General features: G+C 64.5%; 19 protein-coding genes and 4 pseudogenes. 12 read left to right on the top strand and 11 right to left on the bottom strand.

Translation table 11 applies throughout. The features are described 5' to 3' along the window. Nucleotides 1–1,025 precede the first annotated feature (1,025 nt). Complete coding sequence (locus tag ACFTZB_RS07920) at nt 1,026–1,268, top strand: hypothetical protein (protein WP_378430914.1); 243 nt, start codon at nt 1,026–1,028, stop codon at nt 1,266–1,268. 372 nt (nt 1,269–1,640) lie between these two features. Next, entirely contained in the window at nt 1,641–2,069 is a 429-nt protein-coding gene (locus ACFTZB_RS07915) for a nitroreductase/quinone reductase family protein (protein WP_378430913.1), read from the top strand. Between the two features lie 424 nt (nt 2,070–2,493). Here the strand turns inward: ACFTZB_RS07915 and ACFTZB_RS07910 are convergent, their stop codons facing one another. From ACFTZB_RS07910 to ACFTZB_RS07895, 4 genes are all read right to left on the bottom strand, one after another. Then, nucleotides 2,494–3,141: an NUDIX domain-containing protein gene (locus ACFTZB_RS07910; protein WP_378430912.1), complete on the bottom strand. Its 648-nt coding sequence runs from the start codon at nt 3,139–3,141 to the stop codon at nt 2,494–2,496. An 8-nt stretch (nt 3,142–3,149) separates the two neighbouring features. Next, nucleotides 3,150–4,442, bottom strand: coding sequence for an adenylosuccinate synthetase (locus ACFTZB_RS07905; protein WP_378430911.1), 1,293 nt, complete (start codon nt 4,440–4,442; stop codon nt 3,150–3,152). Nucleotides 4,443–4,526: 84 nt separating this feature from the next. After that, nucleotides 4,527–5,513 carry a hypothetical protein gene (locus ACFTZB_RS07900; RefSeq protein WP_378430910.1) on the bottom strand — a complete coding sequence of 329 codons (987 nt, stop codon included), beginning with the start codon at nt 5,511–5,513 and terminating at the stop codon, nt 4,527–4,529. Nucleotides 5,514–5,519: 6 nt separating this feature from the next. Further along, nucleotides 5,520–6,578 (bottom strand): hypothetical protein, encoded by a 1,059-nt coding sequence (locus ACFTZB_RS07895; protein WP_378430922.1) that lies wholly within the window; start codon nt 6,576–6,578, stop codon nt 5,520–5,522. A gap of 359 nt (nt 6,579–6,937) precedes the next feature. Between ACFTZB_RS07895 and ACFTZB_RS07890 the strand changes: the two genes are divergently transcribed. After that, a complete protein-coding gene (locus ACFTZB_RS07890) occupies nt 6,938–7,141 on the top strand; it encodes a cold-shock protein (RefSeq protein WP_124396545.1) in 204 nt (67 codons plus the stop codon). A gap of 867 nt (nt 7,142–8,008) precedes the next feature. Here the strand turns inward: ACFTZB_RS07890 and ACFTZB_RS07885 are convergent. Both ACFTZB_RS07885 and ACFTZB_RS07880 read right to left on the bottom strand, forming a co-directional pair. Further along, nucleotides 8,009–8,377 carry an Lsr2 family protein gene (locus ACFTZB_RS07885; RefSeq protein WP_378430909.1) on the bottom strand — a complete coding sequence of 123 codons (369 nt, stop codon included), beginning with the start codon at nt 8,375–8,377 and terminating at the stop codon, nt 8,009–8,011. 251 nt (nt 8,378–8,628) lie between these two features. Further along, nucleotides 8,629–8,964: a zinc-ribbon domain-containing protein gene (locus ACFTZB_RS07880; protein ID WP_378430908.1), complete on the bottom strand. Its 336-nt coding sequence runs from the start codon at nt 8,962–8,964 to the stop codon at nt 8,629–8,631. Between the two features lie 32 nt (nt 8,965–8,996). Between ACFTZB_RS07880 and ACFTZB_RS07875 the strand changes: the two are divergent. The 5 genes and pseudogenes from ACFTZB_RS07875 to ACFTZB_RS07855 form a co-directional block, all read left to right on the top strand. Further along, nucleotides 8,997–9,662: pseudogene (locus ACFTZB_RS07875) on the top strand (IS256 family transposase); the annotation flags it as partial. A gap of 143 nt (nt 9,663–9,805) precedes the next feature. Then, nucleotides 9,806–10,858 (top strand): tyrosine-type recombinase/integrase, encoded by a 1,053-nt coding sequence (locus ACFTZB_RS07870; protein WP_378430907.1) that lies wholly within the window; start codon nt 9,806–9,808, stop codon nt 10,856–10,858. A 2-nt stretch (nt 10,859–10,860) separates the two neighbouring features. After that, on the top strand, nt 10,861–11,178 hold the full coding sequence (locus ACFTZB_RS07865; protein WP_007296740.1) for a helix-turn-helix transcriptional regulator: 318 nt from the start codon (nt 10,861–10,863) through the stop codon (nt 11,176–11,178). Nucleotides 11,179–11,741: 563 nt separating this feature from the next. Next, nucleotides 11,742–12,791: an integrase gene (locus tag ACFTZB_RS07860; protein WP_378430906.1), complete on the top strand. Its 1,050-nt coding sequence runs from the start codon at nt 11,742–11,744 to the stop codon at nt 12,789–12,791. Between the two features lie 48 nt (nt 12,792–12,839). Next, a pseudogene (locus ACFTZB_RS07855) lies at nt 12,840–13,439 on the top strand (IS256 family transposase); the annotation flags it as partial. 24 nt (nt 13,440–13,463) lie between these two features. Here ACFTZB_RS07855 and ACFTZB_RS07850 read toward each other — a convergent pair. From ACFTZB_RS07850 to ACFTZB_RS07840, 3 genes and pseudogenes are all read right to left on the bottom strand, one after another. Further along, nucleotides 13,464–14,342: a zinc-ribbon domain-containing protein gene (locus ACFTZB_RS07850; protein ID WP_378430921.1), complete on the bottom strand. Its 879-nt coding sequence runs from the start codon at nt 14,340–14,342 to the stop codon at nt 13,464–13,466. Nucleotides 14,343–14,378: 36 nt separating this feature from the next. Continuing rightward, nucleotides 14,379–14,828 (bottom strand): annotated as a pseudogene (locus ACFTZB_RS07845) (zinc-ribbon domain-containing protein); the annotation flags it as partial. Between the two features lie 422 nt (nt 14,829–15,250). After that, nucleotides 15,251–16,957 (bottom strand): DEAD/DEAH box helicase, encoded by a 1,707-nt coding sequence (locus ACFTZB_RS07840; RefSeq protein ID WP_378430904.1) that lies wholly within the window; start codon nt 16,955–16,957, stop codon nt 15,251–15,253. Nucleotides 16,958–17,263: 306 nt separating this feature from the next. On the opposite strand from ACFTZB_RS07840, the gene ACFTZB_RS07835 reads away from it, so the two are divergent. The 4 genes and pseudogenes from ACFTZB_RS07835 to ACFTZB_RS07820 all read left to right on the top strand — a co-directional run. Beyond that, nucleotides 17,264–17,692: a hypothetical protein gene (locus ACFTZB_RS07835; protein ID WP_378430903.1), complete on the top strand. Its 429-nt coding sequence runs from the start codon at nt 17,264–17,266 to the stop codon at nt 17,690–17,692. 124 nt (nt 17,693–17,816) lie between these two features. Further along, nucleotides 17,817–18,068 (top strand): type II toxin-antitoxin system Phd/YefM family antitoxin, encoded by a 252-nt coding sequence (locus ACFTZB_RS07830; protein ID WP_005569061.1) that lies wholly within the window; start codon nt 17,817–17,819, stop codon nt 18,066–18,068. Continuing rightward, nucleotides 18,065–18,325, top strand: a complete 261-nt coding sequence (locus ACFTZB_RS07825; RefSeq protein ID WP_072948949.1) for a Txe/YoeB family addiction module toxin — start codon at nt 18,065–18,067, stop codon at nt 18,323–18,325. The genes ACFTZB_RS07830 and ACFTZB_RS07825 overlap by 4 nt, the downstream gene beginning before the upstream one ends. A gap of 170 nt (nt 18,326–18,495) precedes the next feature. Then, nucleotides 18,496–18,756, top strand: a pseudogene (locus tag ACFTZB_RS07820) (alpha/beta fold hydrolase); the annotation flags it as partial. Nucleotides 18,757–19,145: 389 nt separating this feature from the next. Here the strand turns inward: ACFTZB_RS07820 and ACFTZB_RS07815 are convergent. Continuing rightward, a complete protein-coding gene (locus tag ACFTZB_RS07815) occupies nt 19,146–20,153 on the bottom strand; it encodes an acyl-CoA dehydrogenase (RefSeq protein WP_378430902.1) in 1,008 nt (335 codons plus the stop codon). 233 nt (nt 20,154–20,386) lie between these two features. Continuing rightward, nucleotides 20,387–21,682, bottom strand: coding sequence for a Rep protein (locus ACFTZB_RS07810; RefSeq protein WP_378430901.1), 1,296 nt, complete (start codon nt 21,680–21,682; stop codon nt 20,387–20,389). Nucleotides 21,683–22,040: the final 358 nt, after the last annotated feature.

Here is a 22,040-nt window from a genome sequence, read left to right as displayed (position 1 = left end):
GGACCGAGCTCCGGGTGGTGGTTGTGACGTCTACGGGTGTGGCCGACGGTGTATTCGAACAGTATGTCGTGTGGGTGGTCATCGTCGTGAAGCTGCCGACTCAGTAATTTGCGAAGCTGCCGACTCAGTAATTTCAGAGGTATGAGCTTGGGGCGGCGTGCTGCGGCTATCTGTGCTGGTGCAGTCGATTCGGCGACGGTTATCAGGTTCACGCTGCAAGTGGATTGCGCAATGGTATCGGTGGTGGGGTGTGCGTCGGTGCTGCATGATTCGTCGTGGTCGGTCATAGTCGTATTACGAGGTAACAGCCGTGGAGGTGAGCGATGGATCCATTCGAGTTCGTTGCCCATATCCCATGTCCGCACTGCCGTGTAGGGATTGGTGAGCGGTGTGTCACCAAGGACGGATACGTGCGGAAGATCCCCTGCCTCCACCGGGTGAAACTCGCTAAATGGCCTGACACGGAGGTGCGCCCAGATAGCCGATCCGAGCCGGAGCGCGATGATGGCGAGCTCGGTGGCACCCGCGACGAGTGAAGTGAACCATCGTTCCGACGCGAGGATTGTCGGGGACCAATCTATGAGTGTCGAATTTCCGCTGGCCGATCCACTCGGCTCCCGCTGTGCGCTTCGGTCATCCTGAGAAGCGTCGGCCCAGCGGCCAGAAGTAGTAGGGGGCGGACCCATTGATGCCGGGCCCGCGAGCCGTGGGCGGCGGACGGCCCTCCGGCCGGCGAAGGGGAGCGCTGGCGGGAGGGCCTGGCTGCTACCGGGACCGTCGAGCCCGGAGCGCAGCGTAGGTCGGGAGTACCCGTGGGATATGGAGTTACTCCGAACGCCGGGAGCAAGAAGTCGACCGGACTGTGATCCGCAGGTGCGGGCGCACACACGGCCATTACGTCCATGGCCAGGGAAGGCCCGCCATCCCACGCTGAACTGGGCGCCCAGCGGCTGGCGGCGTGAGTTCGGCTGGTGGGCGAGCTCGAGCCATGCTTGTGCTCCGAGGACAGAGGGAAGGTGCAGTTCATGAGTGACGAGAGCGAGAAGAAGCAGGCGTCATCCGATGTGTTGAGCGTGGGTACCCGGGTGCTGGTGCGGAGGCGATCCGAGGCGGCGACCGGCGTCATCGTCGAGGACTACGCCGAGCTGACCGACACCGCCGAACGTGGCCACGAATGGGCACCGGTGCATCGGTGGGCGGTGGCCCTCGATGACGGGCGTTTGGTTTTCGCCGACATCGAGGACCTCACCGTCGATATCGGCAAATAGGACTCCGGGCAAGGGGGCGGCACAAACTGACTGTGTGGTCCGCGAACGTTCGGACGGGCTTGTCAATGCTTCCCCGAGATCAGTCTGAGCATGCGACTGGGCATTGTTCGGGCGCTTTCACCGATACCGCGGCAGTCCCGAAATTTGCTGTCCAATCCGGCCGCGAATCTAGAAGGGACTCGCTGATCTGCCGAGGCTCGCCTATGGCCTGCGGTGTGGCGGTGAACGGTTCACGAATACGAGAAAATAGACGGTTGCGGGTGCGCCTGAAAAAATCGGAGCGCGCCCTGAATGAGACCGGGTGCGACACGGAGGCAACCGCGTCAACCCGATTGCTGACCGATCCTGTGCCGAAAGAGGAGAATCTGCCGGATGAGTAGCACCGACGACTGGAACGCGAACATCATTGCTGAATTCCGGGCAAACGAGGGCCGAGTTGGTGGCCCATTCGAGGGTGCGCCGGTGGTGCTGGTTCACCACCGGGGCCGGAAGACCGGGCGAGATCGGGTGAGCCCGATGATGTATCTGCCAGATGAGGAAGATCCGGACACGATTTACGTCTTCGCGTCCAAGGCGGGCGCACCGACCAATCCCGACTGGTACTACAACCTCGTGACCGCCGGTGAGGCAGAGATCGAACGGGGCACCGAGCAATACGCGGTAACCGTCGGTGAGGTGACGGGCGAGGAGCGCGATCTCCTCTTCGCCGAGCAGGCGCGGCGGTATCCCGGCTTTGCCGACTACGCGGAGAAGACTGCGGGCATCCGGACAATTCCCGTGCTGGTGCTGCGCCGCAGGTGAGAGTCGATGAGGGTCCGGGCAGGTGGGGCATCCGGGTCGTTCCGAGCGCTCGGGTGCACCGTTCCCGCAGGTTGGCCGCCGGGGACAGGCTGGAATGTTACGGGGGGTTGTGGCGGGCTCTGCCGCTGGTGTGGTCGGGGGCGTCTGAGCACGTGTCTGACGAGCCGATGTGCGCAGGTGCGGCCAGGCGATGGTTCGACCCTTCACTGAACTTGATCGGATGAGTGGCGACACGTCTGCGGTTCGTGGGCGTGCACTGTGCATTGGTCGATCCCCGGTGATCGTGCTCAAGTCTGGGATGGGGCCGTCGAACAGCCGAGCCCCGGACCCCGTCGCTGTCTGCACGCTCACGGTTGAGCCCAGTGGGTCGCGGCTCAGGGGTGTGCTTGGCGCCGGGTGTCGGCGCGGGTGGGTGTGGTGTCTCTTATGTTGTGGTCCAACGCCATACGACTGCGGGGCGGCCGGTGGCTTGTACTCGGACGCGTTCGTCGGTGCGTTCGAGTCCGGGTATCGCCTTGAGCGTGCGATTGAGGTTGCCTTGATCGGGCCGGTTGCCGGCGAGTGCGGTGGTGACGGTGACGGCGTGGGTGGCGGGGAATTCGGCGCCGAGGAGCGCCCGGGTGAATGTTGTGTCCCGCCAAAGGAGGCTGGTGGCGAGGATGCGGCGTGCGGCGGCGACGATGCGGTCGTGGTCGAAGGCGAGGCTGCCGTGTTCGTCGAAGCCGCGCCACTGCGTCGCGGCGGCGGGGTCGGTGGTGATGTTGTCGGCGGTGATGACGGCCCACATGGCAATGGAGAGGGTCGGCCCGCGTGGGTCGCGGCTGGGCTCGTCGAACACCGCGAGTTGTCCCACTGCCCGGATCGCGTCGTCCGGGATCCCGAGTTTGGTGGTGACGGCGCGGCGGGCGGCCGTTTCTAGGCGTTCACCGGCGCCGAGAAGGACACCGGGCAAGGCCGTGTGCCCGGTGTACGGCTCCCAGCGGCGGGGCGCGACGCCGTAGCGCAGCGCGTCGGGTTCCGGGTTGCCGAACCGGAGAGCGACCACATCGACGGAGACGGATGACTGTTCCACACCTGTGATCATGCGATAGCGGGCTCACGGACGTTACGGGCGGCCCGGCTGGGACCGCTGGAGGTGAGTACCACCGGTGCGCCGACCAGCGATCCGAGGCGCGTCGCGACGTCTGCCGGATGGGTCGGCAACTCCGATGTGTCGGGGGTGAGCGCGGACAGGACGTCGGTGAGGTGTTGCTGATGCGCGAGGTCCCGCCACGGTCCGAGAGGCAGTAGGTCGCCGACGTCGGGGTACCGGCGTGCGCTGCGGATGGGGTTCCCCTCGGCTGCGGCGCGGGTCACCGCGTCGAGGTGGGTGACGGCCAGACTGTCCACGCTGCCGCATACGTTTGCGGCGTACCGCAGCAGTACCTCGTCGAGGTCTCCGATCCGGAAGGTGCCCTGGTAGCTGCCGGTGTCGTTGTGAAGTTCGGGAAGGACCGCGCCGAGTGTCGGGTTCTCGGTGGGCATCGGCCCTGCACCGTGCCGGGTGGTGTAGGTGCGGGTGACGCCGAGCACGTGGCTGCCGCGACCGTGCTTGGCGGAGAGGGAGTGCGCGTTGCTCGGTTCCACGGTGGACCAGGTGGTGTGCGGGTGGAACCCGCGCCACTCGTCCAGCAGCACTCCTTGTGCGCCCTCGAAAACCAAGCGCCCCCGGTTTGTGAGGGCCGCGAGATCGCCATCCTGGGCGATCCGGACAGCGGCTACGAATTCGGAGTACATCGTGACCATGTCGTCGAGGTCGGGCCACCGATGGACGCTGGGGGCGACCAGGTCCCGATAGTGGTCGGCCATCGCGGAGAGTTTGGCGTGCAGAACGGCTGGGCGGTGGCAGTCTCCGACGGTGGGTGCGTCCGGGTGATCGAGGGCGTAGGCGGCGGTCTCACCGATGCCCTTGCCGCACGAGCCGTGCCTGCCGTTACCGCGGGCATCCTCGCGGGCACGGTTAGCGGCGACGTGGATCGGCGTGGTCAGTAGCGCGGCGGCGTCGATGTGCAGTAACTGGAGCGGTTTCGGCACACCCAGCCCGGCCAGGGCGCGGGCCTCGGCGGCGAGGGCGATCGGTTCGACGAGGACATGCTTCGACAGCACCGTCGGGACGCCGGAGAAGGTCCCGGACCCGAACTGGGAAAAGGTGTGGTGGCGACCGTCGACAACGACGTTGTGCGCGGCCTGCGCGCCACCGTTGAACCGGACGACGGCTGCGACATCGAGGCCGGCGTCCGGTGAGCAGAGCCAGTCGACGGTGGCGCCCTTGCCGGCGTCGCCGAAGCCCAGGTCGACGACGATGATGTCGCGGTCACCGAACACCGTGGTCATGGGATCTCCTGTCGTAGAGGGGGAGTCGGGAGGCGGGGCTCGCACCCGGCGCGGGAATCGGAAGCCCCGCCTCTCGAACGGGTGTCAGGTGAAGGACACGTCGTCGCTGCCGGCCGGATCGATCGGCGATGGGCTCACCGCGACGGGGGCCCGCGCCGCACCGAGGGCGGCGAGCGCGTGACCGACGGTGTCCGCTTCGGCGGCGGAGCCGACGTCACGCAGGTCCGCCAGCCCCTCGCCGAGGTCGATGCGGTCCTCGCCCATGCCGACCGTCAGCGCGATCAGCTCGCACACCGCGCCCGGGTCGTCCAGTTTGAGGAACCGTTCCCCGAGCAGGCGCTGCCAGTGCTCCGCGATCTCGGGATCGTGGTAGTACGCGGACTGATTCGGTAGTACGAAGTAGACGTTCCAGCGCCGTTCGAGTTCCCGGTACACCGACTCGACGGTGACATCGCGGTCGAGGTCGTCGCCGATCACCGTGCGCACGTGCCGGGCCGACAGTCGGGCCTTGTTCAGTTCGTCGCCGATGATGAACAGGTAGCCCTTGTGGCCGCGTTTGTCCCACGCGTCCGTGGCGGTGTGACGGGCCATGAAATATGCGGCCAGTTCGTAGCTTTCAGATTTCTGACCGCCGCCGTTACCTTCGAGGAAGATGGTGCGGAGTTGCTCGTCCATGGCGTTGCCGGACTCGAACTGACCGACCTGCAGGGGCACTCGGTCGGAGTCGGCGTCCCCGATGCCGCCGAACAGGATCTGCGGGTCGTCGGCGTAGCCCTTGCGCTGCAGCAGACCGTGTAGTTTGCCGAGCTTGTTCTGCATGATCCGCGGTACGCCGCCCATCGAGCCGGTGACGTCGAAGAGCACGGCGATCGGTAGCGACTCGGGGTGCCCGGCTGAATCCCGGCATTCCCGCACGGTCACGCCCAGCGGGTCCAGGATTGGATCGGCCTTCCACTGGTCTCTCGGTTGTGTGTACATCGCGCTGGTGTAGCCGAAGTCGTCGACGCCGCGGGCGGCGCGGAACGTCTTGGCCGCGGTGTAGGTGTCGTCATCCCACTTGCCGTATCCCATGGTGGATCACTGTCCTTTCGTGGTGGGCATGGTGAACGGGCGGAAGCGTCGCCGCCCGTAGAGCGTGTCGAGCAGGTCGTCGAACTCCTCGAGCAGATCGACGGCGTCAGGTCGCAGACCAGGTTGGGGTTGCAGGCAGCCGCGGGCGAACGCCCGCAGGCGGTCCGGGGCCGTATCGGAGAGCATGGTCAGCATCAACCGATGGGCCATGAACACATCCCAGGCCGGGGTTGCGGGGGAGTCGGTGGAACATTCCGGTGGATAGTGGTCCCGCCGAGAGGGGATCGTCGCCAGAGGAACGGTGCCGGGGCGGGTGGCGAACGACCATCCGGCCAGCACCACCCCATGCCGCTCAGGGTGAATGAGCACGTTGTCCGCGGTCACCGCGGTGTGCACCCACCCGGCGCGATGCGCGGCGGCCAGAGCCCGCAACAGCCGCCGGTGCATCCATACCCAATCCCGCGGATCGAGCCCATCCGGGTAGCCGGCCTGGACCTCGGCGAGGGTGACGAATCCGGTGGTCAGCGAGTCCAGCACGTTCACCTGTCGCCGGGCGCCGGTCACAGGGTCGGCGTGGGTGAGGTGGTCGATCAGTTGCGGGAAGTACGCGCGCAACCAGTTGTTCCCGTCCTCGGCGGACGCCGCGATCTCGGTGAGCGCGGCTCGTTCCGTGTCGATCAGGGCGTTCGAGGCAACATTGCGGGGGACCTTGATCACCACGTCCGCGCCGCCGCTGTCGGTGGCATGGTGCAGGTCGGCGATCGAGCCGCGGGCGTGCCGGGTCTCGAGTCGGTAGGAGCCGTTTCTGCCGTCCACGACGGTGGCTGTGGCCGCGTCCGTGGTGGTCGTGGCGCGCTGCCAGCGGCGGTACAGGTCGGACGCATGTGTGAATGCCGATGCGGCGCGGGCGGTGTACGCCGGATCAACCCGATCCGGGTGAATCAGGACCGACAGGCGGTGGAACCGCCGGCGGGCGGCGCGCTGAGCTGCCGGGTCGTGGGTGATTGGGCCGTACAGGTCGCTCGGCACGATTGCCGCGCCGACGACGTCGAGTGCCTCGATCATCGTTTCCATAGTTTTAGTCTAAATGACTAAAACAAGGAAGTGCAATCCCACCGCTGGGATCGGTCGAAGCAATGTCGATCGATGGCCACCTATGTCGGCGGAACCCACGAGTGCATCGCCGCGATCCCCACTCACTCACACCTGGAGTCGGCCCCGATTGGTGTGAACGACTCGGTCACATGAGACACCGGCACCATCAATCCGCCACCGCAGGTCATTGACGGTGCATCGATGACCGGTCGTAGGTCGGTGTGAAAACGGTGGGCGGTCTTCGCGACTGCACCAAGAGTGGCAGTATCGAGTGATCGAGATCGGAACCTCGATGTGAGGGTCCGGATCGAGATTGAGGGAGTATCGGCATGGCGCAGGGCATTGTGAAGTGGTTCAACGGTGAGAAGGGCTTCGGTTTCATCGCACCCGACGACGGAACTCCGGACGTCTTCGTGCACTACTCGGAGATCTCGGGCAGCGGCTTCAAGTCGCTCGATGAGAACCAGCGTGTGGAGTTCGAGATCGGCCAAGGGCAGAAGGGCCCGCAGGCCACGAACGTACGCTCTGTCTGACCAGTGTCACGTGGGGACCGCATCCAGTGGGTGCGGTCCCCACTTCTAATCGCCGGATCGGTTCCCGCGCGAGGAGTGCCTCAACAAGAGGTCCGAAACCCGTGGTCTCGCCGATCCGGTCTAGCGCTGGTTTAGCGCGACTGATCGCGCAGAGAGGCGGGGTTCGTTCACGCGACGTCCAGCACAGCGCCTTATTGTGCAGCGCTAGCCGCCCAAAAATGGGCGGCAGAGTGTTCGCTCGTGAACTGGACAATTGCGGTACGACCATCGACCTTGCGAGTTGGCACCTTCGTTAGCGCATCCGACCACGGGACGTTGGTGTCGGTCGGTTCCATCGCCGTGCGGAGTTGCCCGTCCGCGCCAGTGTCGGTGCCAGTACCGCACGTCACCGAGTGGCCTCACCGAGACGGCAGCCGGGATCCACGTTTCGGTCGGGTGGGGGCCCCGAACCGGGCGTCGCCGACGGCCATCAGGCGTTCGATGCTGATGTGATGTGGATGAATACGCTCGGCCGGACGCGGTTTCGGTCATCATGGCGGTGGCGTAAGCATGTGTGCGCTAGAACAATGCCGCCGAATCGATGAATAGGCGTCGCGATTACTTATCGATCGGGCTGTCCAGGATAGGTCGGATTCTAACGAGAGTCCGCGAAGGAGATTGGGGCGGTTACTCGATTGACAAATCGCTCACCGGAAGGACGGGGACTGGTCGGGGTTGCTCCGAGACCTGGCATGCGCGTCGAATGGCAAGTCTTAGGGCAGGGGCTTGTCGCAGACATGCCACCCGCACTCCCGCCTCGTCTCTCAGCTTCCACTCCATCCACTCCGCCGTGGAACTCAACTAACAACTGCGCTCTCCTAATGGTCGTCAGTGAGCAGCGTTGTACGCCTCCGCGATCTCGGTAGGAATGCGCCCGCGGACCCCGATGTCATACCCCTGCTCCTGGGCCCATTCCCGCACTCCCCTCACATGATCACGGTCCCGCCGTGCAGGCTTCCGCTTGACCTCATCACCCGACGTGAGTGTGCCCGCTGATCGATTCTTGCGGCCACCTACCCGTGTGGCGTGATCGATGTAGTAATCAAGCTTCTTGTGGAAGTCCTTCGCATTCTTCGCCGACAAATCAATCTCGTAGTCGATTCCATTCACGGAGAATGTGATCGTCTCACCCTTGCCCTCCACAATGGGGGATCCGTCGATATCGTCGACATGCTCGACAACTACTTGGCGCGCCATTTCAACTCCTTCGTCACCTTCCGCACTCACTCTACGTCCGTTACGCACTGCTCGCCCCAATGAATATGAGCGAGTCGGATTGCGACATCAAGAATGGCTAATCGGTCGGATAGCTATGGAAGGTACCTTATCAGCAAGAGGGCGAGGCCCAACTACGCCGACTCCCAACGTCGAATGGATTTCGTCGTGACACCAATCGTAAAACCATTCGCCGACCCGAATAGATCCGAGTGGAGCCGCTGAGAATAGGTTCAGACCCCTTTGCGCGCATCGCTTTCGCGGGCAAGGGCACCGGGCGTCTTCCTCGATCGCCTTGGGCAGATGCCCCGTCGATGAGTTCTCGATCGGACCCTGCACTTGATCGGCGACGACCACTCGTGTCCGCAGTCGCTGCACCTCCACCAAATCATCCTGGCACTGTTCACGCCGACCTGATCTGGTGTGATGTTGGAGTTTCTATCCCAGTTCCAATCTGCGACGACGTCCGGCCGCTTGTCGGCCAGTGACGCACCTGGCTTCGGCGGGCGACCACTGCCAGCCTTGCGGGGACTGTCTGAATAACGGTTGATCTGATCTTGGTTCGACACGCCGAGCTGCTGCTTGGCGGGAAGGATCGATGATGACCGAAACACTGGATCCCATGGCAGCGACCGAAGTGGATCAGAAGCAGTTGGCCGAGCAACTCCTGGCCCAGGCCAAGGAGCAGGGGGTGGATTTGATGGGCCCGGACGGGCTATTGAATCAGCTCACCAAGAACGTCCTCGAAACCGCGCTGGACGCGGAGATGACCGAGCACCTTGGCTACGAGAAACACGACGCCGCCGGCCGCGGGAGCGGGAACTCACGCAACGGCACCCGGACGAAGACGGTGCTGACCGAGATCGGACCTGTGGAAATCGATGTCCCGAGGGACACTGATTCCTCGTTCGCCCCGCAGATCGTCAAGAAGCGTCAACGTCGGCTGACCGGTATCGATGAGATCGTATTATCCTTGACAGCAAAGGGTTTAACTACCGGTGAGGTCTCTGCCCACTTCCAGGATATTTACGGAGCGACGGTGTCGAAGGACACCATCTCGCGCATCACCGACAAGGTCGTCGGCGAGATGACCGACTGGCAGAACCGTCCGTTGGACCGGGTGTACCCCGTGATCTTCATCGATGCGATTCACGTGAAAGTGCGGGATGGGCAGGTCACGAACCGGCCGATGTACGTCGCGATCGGGGTCACCGTCAACGGCGAACGCGACATTCTGGGTGTGTGGGCCGGCGACGGTGGTGAGGGATATGGAACGCGCACAGGTTCGTTTCCGTAGTTTTGTGCTGCTGCCTGAGGGTTTCCCACTGATTGGCGTGTCGTTGATCTTCGAGGTGGAAGCCCGCGAGTTAAGGTGTTACCGCGAAATGCTAGGTGCGAGGAAGGCGTGCGGTGGGCGACGAGCGATTGCGGGTGATCTCGGGCGACGTCGCACCGATCGTGGCGACGCGAGATCCGCAGCGGTTCCAGGCCGAATGCGTGGAGGCGTTCGTCGCGTCGTGGATCGCGCGTGGATTCGCGGCATCGACGATCGCCAACGACATCGGTGTCCTGGAGCGGATGCTCGCGGGGCTGGGTCGGCCGGTGTGGGAGGTGACCGCCGCCGACGTCGACCGGGTGGTGGGCGAGCTGGCCAACTCGGGTCGAGCGGTATCGACGCGGCGTAACTACCTGCAGGTGTTCAAGGGGTTTCACCGGTTCCTCGAGGTCCGCAAGGCCGCGGAGATCGAGGCAGCATTCGGGGTGCGGCTGGCCTGTCCGCTGGACGAGTTCAACGCCACCCGCCACGTCAGCGACGACTCGCCGGCTGCGGAGGCACCGCCGACACCGGAGCGGGTGGCGGCGTTCTTCGAGGTCCTCAAGCAACGGATCGCGACCGCCCGCAAGTACGGCCCGGCCGCGCGGGACTACGCGTTGTTCCGCACGCTGTACCACGCCGGCCTACGATCCGAGGAGGTCGTGATGCTCGACCGCGGCGACGTCCACTTCGGGCGAGGCACGTTCGGCAAACTGCATGTGCGCTTCGGAAAGGGCGCCAAAGGATCCGGGCCGCGGCCGCGCTGGGTGCCGATGCTGGACGGGCTGGATCTGGTGTTGCGCTGGTATCTCGACGACGTGCGCGGCCGGTTCCCGGACAGCGCGGCGCTGCTGTGCGACGAGTCCGGCGGACGGATGGCCGCGGCCACGATCCGCAACCGGCTGCGGCACCTGATGAGCGTGGAAGGACGGCCCGAAGCGGAGTGGTTCAGCCCGCACGCGATGCGTCGCGCCTGCGCCACCCACAACTACGAGCGCGGCGTGGATCTGGTTGCCATCCAACAACTTCTAGGCCACTGGACGGTCGCGTCGACCATGCGGTACGTGCGCCCGTCGGAAACGTTCATCGAAGACGCCTACCAACGCGCGATCTCGGCGACGCTGACCGAGTTGACCGGACAGGAGTGAGCATGCAGATCAGGTGGAAACTCCGGATGGCCGCCGCCCACCGCGAGGTCTGGACCGGCACCCAGCTGCAACGGCTGCTCGCCGAGAAGGCCGGATTGGAACTGTCCTCGGCGTCGGTGTCGGCGTTGTTCACCAAACAGCCCAGCCAGCTCAAGCTGTCCACCCTGATCGCGCTGTGCACCGCCTTGGACTGCACACCGAACGACCTGTTCGACATCGATACCACCCCAGTCGCACAACCGATCTCGTCGAACCCGACCAAGGTCGCGGCGAACGACACACAGGCGTCGCGGCGGGGCCGGTCGATGCCGCCGATCTGAGCATGACCCGCCGGATCCGGGACTGCCGCCGCTGCGGCCGCGCGGTCGGCAAACCCGACCGTGACCTGTGTGCACGCTGCCACTGGGCGGCCTCCCACGCCCCGGTCACCCACCCCTGCCCGCGCTGCGGCGTCGACCGGGTCCTGCAGCCGGACACCGGCCGCTGCGTGCGCTGCTCGCGCACCTGCCGACAGTGCCAGGCCCCGGTGTTGTTCGTCGACCGAGACCTGTGCAGGGAATGTCTCCGACGGCAACGGCGAGACGCCGATCGAGCTCATTGCCCGCGCTGCAGCAAACGCCGGATACTGCGACCGGCCACCGGCCTGTGCGGTTCGTGTTCGCATCCGGGCCGGCCACCGAATCCGGACACGGCCTGCGTCGACTGCGGCCAGGTCACCCGGCTTTACGGTGCTGGGCGGTGTCGATCCTGTTGGGCACGCTCGCCGCACAGGATCACCGTCCGCGCCGCCAATCTCACCGAGGCACTAGCTGATCCGCCAAACTGGCTGGGCACCTTCGCCGCCTACCTGGTCGGCCGCCATCACCCCAGCCGCGCGTGCGCCATGCTCACCCGACTCGGCAAGCACCTGACCGACGAGCACCCGACGCATCCGCAGGCACTGCTGGACGCTGTCGCCGACGACGTGCCGCTCGCGCGGGCCCTGGAAGACTTCCTCACCGCGAGCAAGCTGGCACTGCCGCCGGACCGGGAGGAACGCCGCGCCGCCGCCCGCCGCCAGTCCCGCATCGACGCGGTGCCCGCCCCCTTGCGACCGGCGGTGACCGGGTTCGCCGAACACCTTGTCGCCGGCCGCGATCGCGCCCGCCGCGCCGGCACCCGCCCGCGCGGGCACACCACGCTCGAGGCTCGCCTCACCGCGGTGCGTGACTTCGCGCAATTTCTGACCGCGCGCCGCTGCAAGACCGACTGGGCGACCGCCGATGTCGGCGACATCGAAGCGTTCCTGCACGCACATCCCGGCCGACGGGCCTCCTACCTGACCGGACTGCGCCAATTCTGCCGCTACGCGCTGCGCCGACGGTTGATGCTCGTCGACCCCACCGCAGGGGTGCAAGCGCCGCAGACCATGGCATTCAGCGGACCGACGCTTCCCGTCGACCGGCAGCGCGAGTTGTTCCGGCGATGGAGCACCGACCCCGAGGTGCACCCGCACGAGCCGTTCGTCGGGCTGGCCGCCCTACTGCACGGCGCTACCACCCAGGAACTGCAACACCTCACCGACGACGATATCGACCATGAACAGCACCGCATCAGGCTGGGGCGTCGACCGCAGCCCATCCCGTTGGACCCGTGGACCTGGACCGCGCTGCAACGCTGCCTGCAGCACCGTAAGAACCTGGGCAGCAACAACGCCCATGTGCTGATCACCATGCAGACCAAGGCCACCCGTGCGGCCGCCTCCGACAGCTACGTCAAGCAGACCTTGCGCGAGGTCGGTATCCAACCCAGAATCCTGCGCTCCACTCGGCTGGTCGACCTCGTCGGCACGGTCGATGCGAAACTCGTCGCCGCCGCTTACGGCATGACCAACGAGGCCGTCATCGCCTACCTCTCCGACCACGTCGACTTCGCCCGGCTGCCGAACCCGTGACAGTTCAGGCGCCACCTCGCACACGTTCGCGCGAACGTGTGCGCTTTTGCGAAGTTCTGGCTCTCAGTGCTCACGGAGATCAAGAACCGCGGTGTCGCCGACGTCTGCATCGTGGTGTGTGACGGGTTGAAGGGATTGCCCGATGCCATCAACACGGTGTGGGAACTCGCAGTGGTGCAGACCTGCATTATTCATCTGATACGCAACACCTTTCGGTTCGCTGCCCGGCAGTACTGGGATGAGATGGCGCGTGATCTCAGACCGGTCTACACGGCACCGTCCGAGTCGGCGGCCAAGGAACGATTCGATGAATTCGCCGGGAAGTGGGGCGCGCGGTATCCGGCGATCGTACGGATGTGGGGAAACGCGTGGACAGAGTTCGTGCCGTTCCTGGACTATGACGTCGAGATCAGACGAGTCATCTGCTCGACAAACGCAATCGAGTCCGTCAACGCCCGTTACAGGCGCGCGATAAGGGCCCGTGGACACTTCCCGACCGAGCAAGCAGCCCTGAAATGTCTGTATCTCGCCACACGGGCTCTGGACCCCACCGGGAAGGGTAAGGCACGATGGGTTATGAGGTGGAAGCCAGCGCTCAACGCGTTCGCAATCACCTTCGAAGGCCGCATCACCCCGAACGGTGACTAACCGACGCCGAGGTCGGATCCACCGTTAATCGGACACTCCCGCCTTGCGCGAACAGATGCGACAGCCGCGTCCATATGTGCGGGCTTGAACGCGCGACCTCCAGGTGTGGGAGCACACAACGCATCTCCACCACACGATGGCGGCGGTGTGGGGAGCCACATTGAACGGAGTGAGTGGGTCGTTCTTGGTCGGATGCCAGTCGGCCGCGAGGTCTGGGTATTCGGTGCCGAGGGAGCGCGCAAGTTCTCGCTGCAGCTCAATTGCCGCGGCCCGGGACGCCCACGGCATCTCGGATAGCAAATATTCTTCGGCATATTCGATTCGGTAGTCGAGCTCCAGAAGCTTCATAAGGACGAGCTTGGCGCGGTCGAGCTCTCTGTCCTTTCGTGTCACGTGGACCTCGTTGGCTGTGATCTGCGGAAGGTCGACGCGGACGCGTACGACTGTCCAGCCTGCGTCGGTCAGTGCGGTGGTTTTGACGCGGTCCTGGTTTACGTTCTGTGGAAACTTGTGGTAATGGTGCCCGTCGAGCTCAATTATCAGCCGCCACTCGGGACAGAGCATGTCGCAATTGTAGGAACGAGCAGGGGATTCGAGGCGAACCTTTCGTTTGACCGGGTCGATTGGGACACCTGCTGCGATCAGTTCACATCGAAGTTTGATCTCTTCCCCGCTGGTACCCCAGAGCCGGCATCCTGGGCAGCCGCTTCCTTTGGTGCGGTGGCTCCGCTGGTTGATGGTGGTTTCCCATTCGTGACCGCAGGTTTTGCACAGCCACCAGACCTCTTGCGAGCTTCCAAAGCTGTACTGGTCCGGGCCGCGTCCGTTCCTGGCCCAGTTCCAATCCGCGGCGAGGTCGGGTCGGCGTTTTGTGAGGGAGTTTCCCGACTTCGGTGTCCTCATCTTTGCGTTGTGGGATCTCCGGCCGCATCGAGGGCAACCGTGCCCTGCAAGCCGAACACCGACCGTGGTCCTCCACTCAGATCCGCACTGTCGGCATGTCCACCAGACTCGGTCCCGAGAGGTGACGTGCTCTGCGCTCGCGTCAGAGTTCTTCGACTTGTGAAACTCTTCGAGAAGGTCAGGTCGGTGGCCGAGTGACATTGCATTCCGTTTGTTGGCCCGAGTTTGCATAGTGGTGCTAGTGCTGAGTTTCCAGCATGACGGGCACCCCATGATCCGGTGTGAACGTGTGGTCTCGGTCGACCGGATTCTTGTCCGAGGCGTGCTCAACCATTCATGCCCACACTTCTGGCAGCGCCACCAAATGGGCTTGTTGGTCCCGTAGCTGACGCGGTCCGCGGTGAGGTCGCCGTTCCGGTCTGGGTGCCATTCAACAACCAAATACGGTGCCCTCTCAGCGACTGAAAGCTGGCCTCGGGTCGTCATGCGCCGAAAGTAGCAGCGCGCACTGACAGTTGAAGCGGGGATGGCTCGGTCAGTGCGTGTGTTGTGGGGCTGCAACCCCGCGGTCATGTCGCGGATCCTCGCGGTGTGGTGGGGCCTTGGCAACGGCGGTCCGCTCGATTGCTGGGATGTCCGTGAATCATCGGACAGGGTTTTGCCTTTGGTTTGCCGCAGGGTATGGCGAATCTGCTGACTTGCGTCGAAGAAGGATGGCGAGGTGACGTGACCGCCAGCGGCGTAGCAGAGACGTCGGCCGGACGACGAAGGAGTTCGTATCCCGCCGCGGCATTGCCTTGTCGGTCTTCTGTCCACCAAGGTGGACACCCAACTGTGAGCACACTCGCGGGGCGATATGTACATCCGCTCACTCGCGATTGCGGAGGTCCCTGGTCCTGGCATCATTCCTACTCGAATATGCTTTCGGGAAGCCAGTCTGCGTCGAACAGCCGCGCGAGCTCCCCGAACGCCTCGAGATCGCCATCGACACTGGCTGATGTCACCATGAGCCGACTGATCATGATCCGAGCCGCTTGCTCCTCCACCGTTCCGGTGGCGAACAGGAGTGACCATGAGCAAACCTGCCCGTCGCGATGCGCGCGACCCATCGTTTGGCGTGCGGCAATTCCGGAGTAGCGAGGCTGGTGGAAGAACCCGATGCGGCGTGCGGATGAGGCTCGGGAACCGTCGACCATCAACTCGGACGCCTGCAGGTTGATCGAAGATGCGGTGTTGAACACCACGACCGGGTTGTGGCCGCGCTGAAATCTGATGCGCTCCGTTTCGAGATCGCCGCCGCCGAAGATGCGCGAGACGCCAATGCCGTGCTCCTCCACGAGGTTGGCTACCGGGTCGGCGGCCGTGGTGACCAATTCGACGGCGACGAGTACCTGGTAGCCGCGTTCGACGTGTGCGGCTACCAACTCGGCGGTCTGCGGGGCTCTCAGCATGCCTGCTTTCTGCCGGAACCGTATCAGGGCGGCACGGCCGCGGGCGGTGTCGTTCCCTTGGCGGGCGATCTTCATCGCGCTCCGGAACTCGCTCCAGTCCTGGTGGTACGCAGCCCATTGGGTGGCGGTGAAGTCGAGTGGCAGGCCGTCGATAGGTGGCGGCCCCCAGGGCGCGTCGCGATGCATCATGACGGGCGGGTCGCAGTCGGTCATCCATTTCCGGACGCGGGTGACGGCCTGATGCTGCAGCTGCTGAGAGCCTTTTGCTTGGTCGTTCCAGTCCCATTTGCCCTTGTCCCACCCGGGAGCCAGGGGAAGTCCGTGCTCGACCAGCTTCTTGCCAAGATCGGCCCACTCGCCCGGCGGGTCATCGTGCAGTTGCGCGAAAAGCGAAGACAAGTAGGTGTATTCGCCTGGGTGATGACCCGGCGTCGCCGTCACGGTGATGACGAACGGCGCCTTCTCCGGCGTCGCGGCGAGGCGGTTGACGCGCCGCTGGTACTGGGTGCGCTGGGCCGTGAGATGCCTGAATTGCTGTGCCTCGTCATTGATGACGAGGGAGAAGGAGTACTTCGGTTGGCCGTTGCGTCCGAGCAACTTCTTGAGCTGGTCCGGGGAGATGATCAGCCACCGATAGCCACCGTCGCCGAACGCAGCGAGGGCGTCGCGCCACGCGGCGATGGTGATCTGGGCTGGCCGGTCCACGGTGATGAGTACGGTGTCGCCGCCCCCCAATTTCAGCGCAGCTTTCGCGCCGAGGATTGCGCTGCCGGTCTTGCCTACACCGGGCTCGTCGGCCAACAAGAATCCGCGTCTGCCGTGGCGAAAGGCCGCCGCGATCGCCTTCGCGGCGTCCACCTGTTCTGGCCGCGGCATCTTGTGGAATCCGGTAGCGCCCGGTTGCCGCACGCCGTTAAGGTCCTCTTCGACCCAGCGAGCGTACGAGTACGGTTTCGATGCGTAGACGGCGAGTTCGTCAGGCAATTGAGTGCCGATGTAGGCATACGCTTTGAGTGCCTTGTAGTACTTGGCGCCGGGCGCGGATTCCCGGTATGGAACGTCGAGGATCCAGATCTGCTCCCCGTGCCTCGGGGTGGGTATCAGCGGCGCGGCGCTGGCTCGTCTGGGACTGGAGCGTCGCTGGGTGGTCTTCCGTGCGGCCATGAGTGCAGGCTATTCCCAAGGCGAATCGACGGGATCGACGACGTCGACTGCGGCCAGTGTGGCGGCGACCGTCGCAGCGGCTGGAGCCAAGGAATCGCGGGCTGTCGCCGCGGGCGCGAGGGCCGACGCAACGGCAGGTCGATTATCTACGTCGATGGTCTCCACAACCTCGGGTTCGGCCGACGGTTACAACGCTGTCGACACTATATTGATTTGCGACGCAGCCACGAAGCCTGGGAGTCGATCTCGATCTGCAGTTTCGACGACCATCCGAGGATTATCGCCCGGTCGTAACGCAGAGCGACCGTGAGCATCGCATCGAATGACCCCCTCGCTGCGCTGGGATCCGCGTCCGGTGCCTTCATCGTCCGCGACGGCACGCAGCGTATCCGGATCGCCGGCCATCGCGGCGCGCATCGGTGGCGCCGCGTCCGCGTCCGGGGCCGAGTCCGGGACCGGAAGACCGACGATGCGGGCGAGTTCCGCATTCGTCGGATTGCGCAGCACCTTCTCGCCGTGCCAGATCGCGACGGGAGTGTCCTCGGAGGCGACGTCCAGGCTGCGCAGCAGCTGCTCCGCCCATTTGTCCCGCTGCGGGTCCTCACTCTCGGATTTTCGATCCGGATGGGCGTCGGCCAGGGATCGCTGCGCAGCCCCGCACCGGTTGGTGGACGCGCTCGGTCCGGGGTCCGGACGAGTCGCTCGCCGGAGCGGCGGGGGATCGGCGGGCGGTGAGGGGATGCGGACCACGGGGTGAATATTGTTTTCGAGCTCGCACCACGGTGGGTCGTCCCCTTCGTTTGCGGAAGCATGTCGGGTTACGTACAATTTCTTGTACGTAACAACTGGAGGTGTGCTCATGCGAACCATGACCTACTCGGAGTCTCGCGCGCGGTACGCCGAGGTCCTCAACGCCGTCGTCGATGACCGGGAAGAAATCGTCATCACGCGGGCAGGTCACGAGCCGGTGGTGATGGTTTCGCTCGACGACTATGAGTCGTTGAAGGAAACGGCATACTTGCTCAGGAGTCCGGAGAACGCCCGCCGGCTGCTGGCGTCGATCGATCGGTTGGAGTCCGGCGGGGGAACTGTCCGGGATCTGGCTGAATGAAGCTTGTCTGGGACGAGTCTGCGTGGGAGGACTACGTCTGGTGGCAGGCGCAGGATCGGAAGATCGTCAAGCGGATCAACACACTGCTCAAGGATGTCGAACGCAACGGGAATGACGGAATCGGCAAGCCCGAGCCCCTCAAGCACGGTTTTCAGGGCTACTGGTCCCGGCGTATCACCGATGAGCACCGGCTGGTTTATAAAATTGTCGATGATCAGATCCGCATTGCTGCCTGCCGTTACCACTACGGACACTGATCGCGCTCACCACGGCGGCGGGGCTTGTCGACAACGACTACGGAATGGTTCTAGTCCACTGGCGTGACGCTCCGACTGTCCGCGTTTCGGGAGGGCGTGTAGGCACGATTGGTGGCTGAGGTGTGGCCGACCCACCGAGTTGGGAGACATCTTGGTGGCGGGGCTGCGTGGCCGGCTCGCGCTGGTATCGCATATTCCTGACGCGAGAATTGATCCGTACCGGTGAATTCGCGAATACCTCCGTTGATGTTCCGATGCGGTTCCTGCACGGAGTGGGGGACCCGGTGATCACTCCGACGCTGCTGCGCGGGTATGCCGAGCACACAGATGGTTTTCGGCTCGAGACGGTCGACGGCGTCGGTCACTGGATTGTCGATCAACGACCTGAGCTGGTGCTTAAGCGACTTCGAGCGTTCCTGCATGACACCTGAGGTGTATCGCTGATTTGGGCATTGACCGTGCCAGACATTGCAGAGAGATCGCCATCCGGTCTGGTCGCACCCACGATCCGGGGTGCAGGTGATGCACCGTACATCACGCTGGGCTCGTTGCAGACGATCGTTGTGAGGACTCGGGTGCCCGCGTGGTGGGCTCCCGTCGGTGGGTGCACGCCCTGTTGCGATAAATCGAAGCTCGTGTTGCTTCGGCCGGGCTTGGTGCAGGCCTGGCGGATCTGTGCGAGTGCGGATTCCCGCTGTTCGTGGACGGCGTGCCGGGAGCGGGACGCCGGCAATGGGACCGAGGATGTGTGAGCAGTTTGCCGCTACTGTCGTGAACGTTTCACTCGATTCGGGTGTCATCGCGCCTCGGTCTCGCAGGTTCAGTGGGGGTGACAGGTGGTCAGGATGCGTGACTTGATTTCCGGGGTGGTGGTGCAGACCATGCTGAAGGCGGCTTCCCGGACCATTCTCTCGGTGGGTTCGCCGCGTTGGACGGATGGGCTTCCTGCGGCGGTGGCGACGTAGTTGGCGGCGGTGACGGCGAATTGGCTGGCGCGGGCGCGGGCGTCGTAGATGTCTCCGTCGCCGCTGGCCGGGTTGCTGAGGGCCTCGCGGATGGTGGTGTGTGTTTCCCAGAGTTGTGAGGAGGGGTGTCCGATGCGGGCGGCTTCGGTCAGGCATGCTCTCGCCACGCCGAGGGCGAGGGAGCCGTTGATCCGGAGAACGGCGCGGTCCGCGACGCCGAGTCCGCCTCGACTGGGTTTGCCGGCGCGGATGACCGAAGTGTGGGGAACTTCGAATTCGCTGAAGGTCAGTTGCACGGTGTTGGATGCGTCGGCCGCGGACAGCGGGATTCGCTTCGAGTAGATGTTAGGGCCGTCGGTCGCGTCGATGAGGAAGGTGACGGTTTTGTCTGCTCGGGTGTCGTATGCGGTGACCCCGATGACGTCGACGTAGCCCCATCCCGTGACAAACGGCGCCCGCCCAGTAATGGTGTATCCATCGTCGGTTTCGGTGGCGACGACGAGGGGGTTGTCCGGGTTGGCGTAGCCGCTACCGGAAACGCCGGCCGTGATGGCGCCGCTTCGCAGGTCGGCGAGAAATTGTGCCTTGAGGGCATCGTTCCTCGACATCATCAACCGGAGCAGGGTCCCGTGGTGCTGGGCCCAGACGAATGCGGTCGCCAGGCACCCACTGACGAGGATCTCGCCGACGTCCGCGAGGGTGGTGACGGGGTCCTTGGAGGCGAAGGCGAGGCCGTAGAACCCCTGGTCGCGTAATGTTTCGAAGTGCGATTGCGGGATCATCCCCGACCCGTCCACCTCCGTCGAAGCGGGTCGCAGTACCTCGTCGGTGAGGTGCTGCGCTTGCTGTACCCAGTCAGTCATGTCGACACCGTATCCATCATGCGCCGCACCACGCCGACCCAGTGCAATGGTGGGCGGTACCGTTCATCCTTGACCGCCAACGAGAAGCGAACTGCGGCAGAGAGATCCCTTGAGACAACGCATGATCTAGGTAGCCCCGTATCGTCTTGTTGCCCTCAGAAGTTGCGTCCGGTTGATCATCTGGCGTGCGGCCCGGTGCCGGCGGGAGCGCAGTGCACCTCCATCCGAATGGCTCATCGGAGGTCAACTCGCTGATGTGTGGTGTGATCCAGGGTTCGGCGGATCTGAGCAAGCGCGGCTTGCCGCTGTTCGAGGGTTGCTTGTGTGGCGTTGCGTTGTGCGATCGCGGTGCGGCGGGCTGCCTGCTCACGGCGCCGTTCTGCGTCGGCTGTGGCGCGGAGTTGGGTGGGGGATGGCTCGGTCCAGTTGATCTGGGTGAGTCGCCAGCGGAGCAGGGCGGCGGGTGCTTCGATGTGGTCGGTCCTGGGCCAGGTCCAGCCGCGTTCTCGGGTGTCTCGGTCGAGGGTGTGTGCGATGTCGTGACCGGTCCAGTGGGTGGTGTCGATGCCCGCGGCCCGGAGGGTGTCGCAGATGTGGCCGATATGGTCGTGGGCGAGAACAGGGGAGCGGGAGGCGAGGGTGGCGGCTGCTCGTTGGAGGTGGAGCGGTCGAGGTTGCCGGGTGGATGTGGTGTGCCGCGCATATGCGCGTTGGTGAGTACTTCGTAACGAAAGAATATGTGTAGGAACGTAAGAACTGGGGGATAGGGTGTCAGCGCCGGTGGCCTGGGGATGAGTTGCGGTGGTGGGTTGTTGGGGTCGTGTGCGGTGGCGTGCGAGGCGTCGGGTGGCGCGGGTGCGGTGGGGCCGCTGGGGTCGGCTCGCGGGTGGGGGAGTGGTGTCGACGATGTGTTTCGGGGAGCTGAGTGCCCACACGGAGGCTGCTTGGTGCTGTTGGCCGCCGTGGTGGACTTCAGCGGCCATGTATTCGTGGGTGCGGAGTGTTCGTCCGCGTTCGAGTTCGACGCCCATGTGGAGGGTTTTGAGCACGCGGCGGGCGCGGTTGACGACTGAGAGTGAGACGCCGGCGTGGTGTGCGATGAGTTGCCGGGAGGCGGTAACACCACGGCCGGTGGTGGAATCCGCGAATCGGGCATGGGCTGCGGCGACGGCCATCAGGCGTTCGATGCTGATGCTGTGGGTGGTGAGTGCGGCCTGGCCGATGGTGTTGTGGGTGATGTGGTGGCGTACCTGGCGTAACCATTCGATGCGTCCGGACCAGACGGGGATGGTGGCTTCGCATCCTGGTGTGGTGGGGAGGGTGAAGGAGTTGCCGCGTTGCCCGGTATCGCGGTTGTACTCGTGGAGCTCGTTGATTGCCTGGGTGGCGGCGTAGACGGACGCCTCCCAGGTGTCGACTTCCGAGGACTGCGGAATGCGCGTCCCGCCGCAGGCCGACGACCTGGACTCGGTGGGCGAAACGAGTTGTGTTGAAGCTGATTTACGGCATGCGTTAGCATGAGACGACATACCTGGCATAGGTAGGTCCCTTCGGGGAATGCAGTACGAGTGTCGGAAGCAGCGAACCTCCGACTCTCACCCTCAGAGAATGTGACGGCTCGGCGAGGCCTTCACCCTCGTGGTTGAGGAGGACGAGCGAGTCCTCCTCAACGCATGCCGCGGAGCGGTTCGTGAATCCGAAGCCACCCCACCAAGGGGGTTTTCGTGTCTCTGAGGGTCTACGAAATGAAGTTTGATCATCGGGGTCGCGCGGTGGTTTGGGTCAGGGGCATCGCCTCGCTATGGGCAGGTTTGGGTGCCGACTCGCCATGGCCGGCCTAGTGCATCGCAGAGTGTCAAGATGGACTGTGGTCGAAGTGGTCAAGCC

Source organism: Rhodococcus sp. NPDC057014 (assembly GCF_042673295.1).
Lineage (GTDB): Bacteria > Actinomycetota > Actinomycetes > Mycobacteriales > Mycobacteriaceae > Rhodococcus_F.
This window is presented reverse-complemented; position numbering and strand designations above follow the sequence as displayed.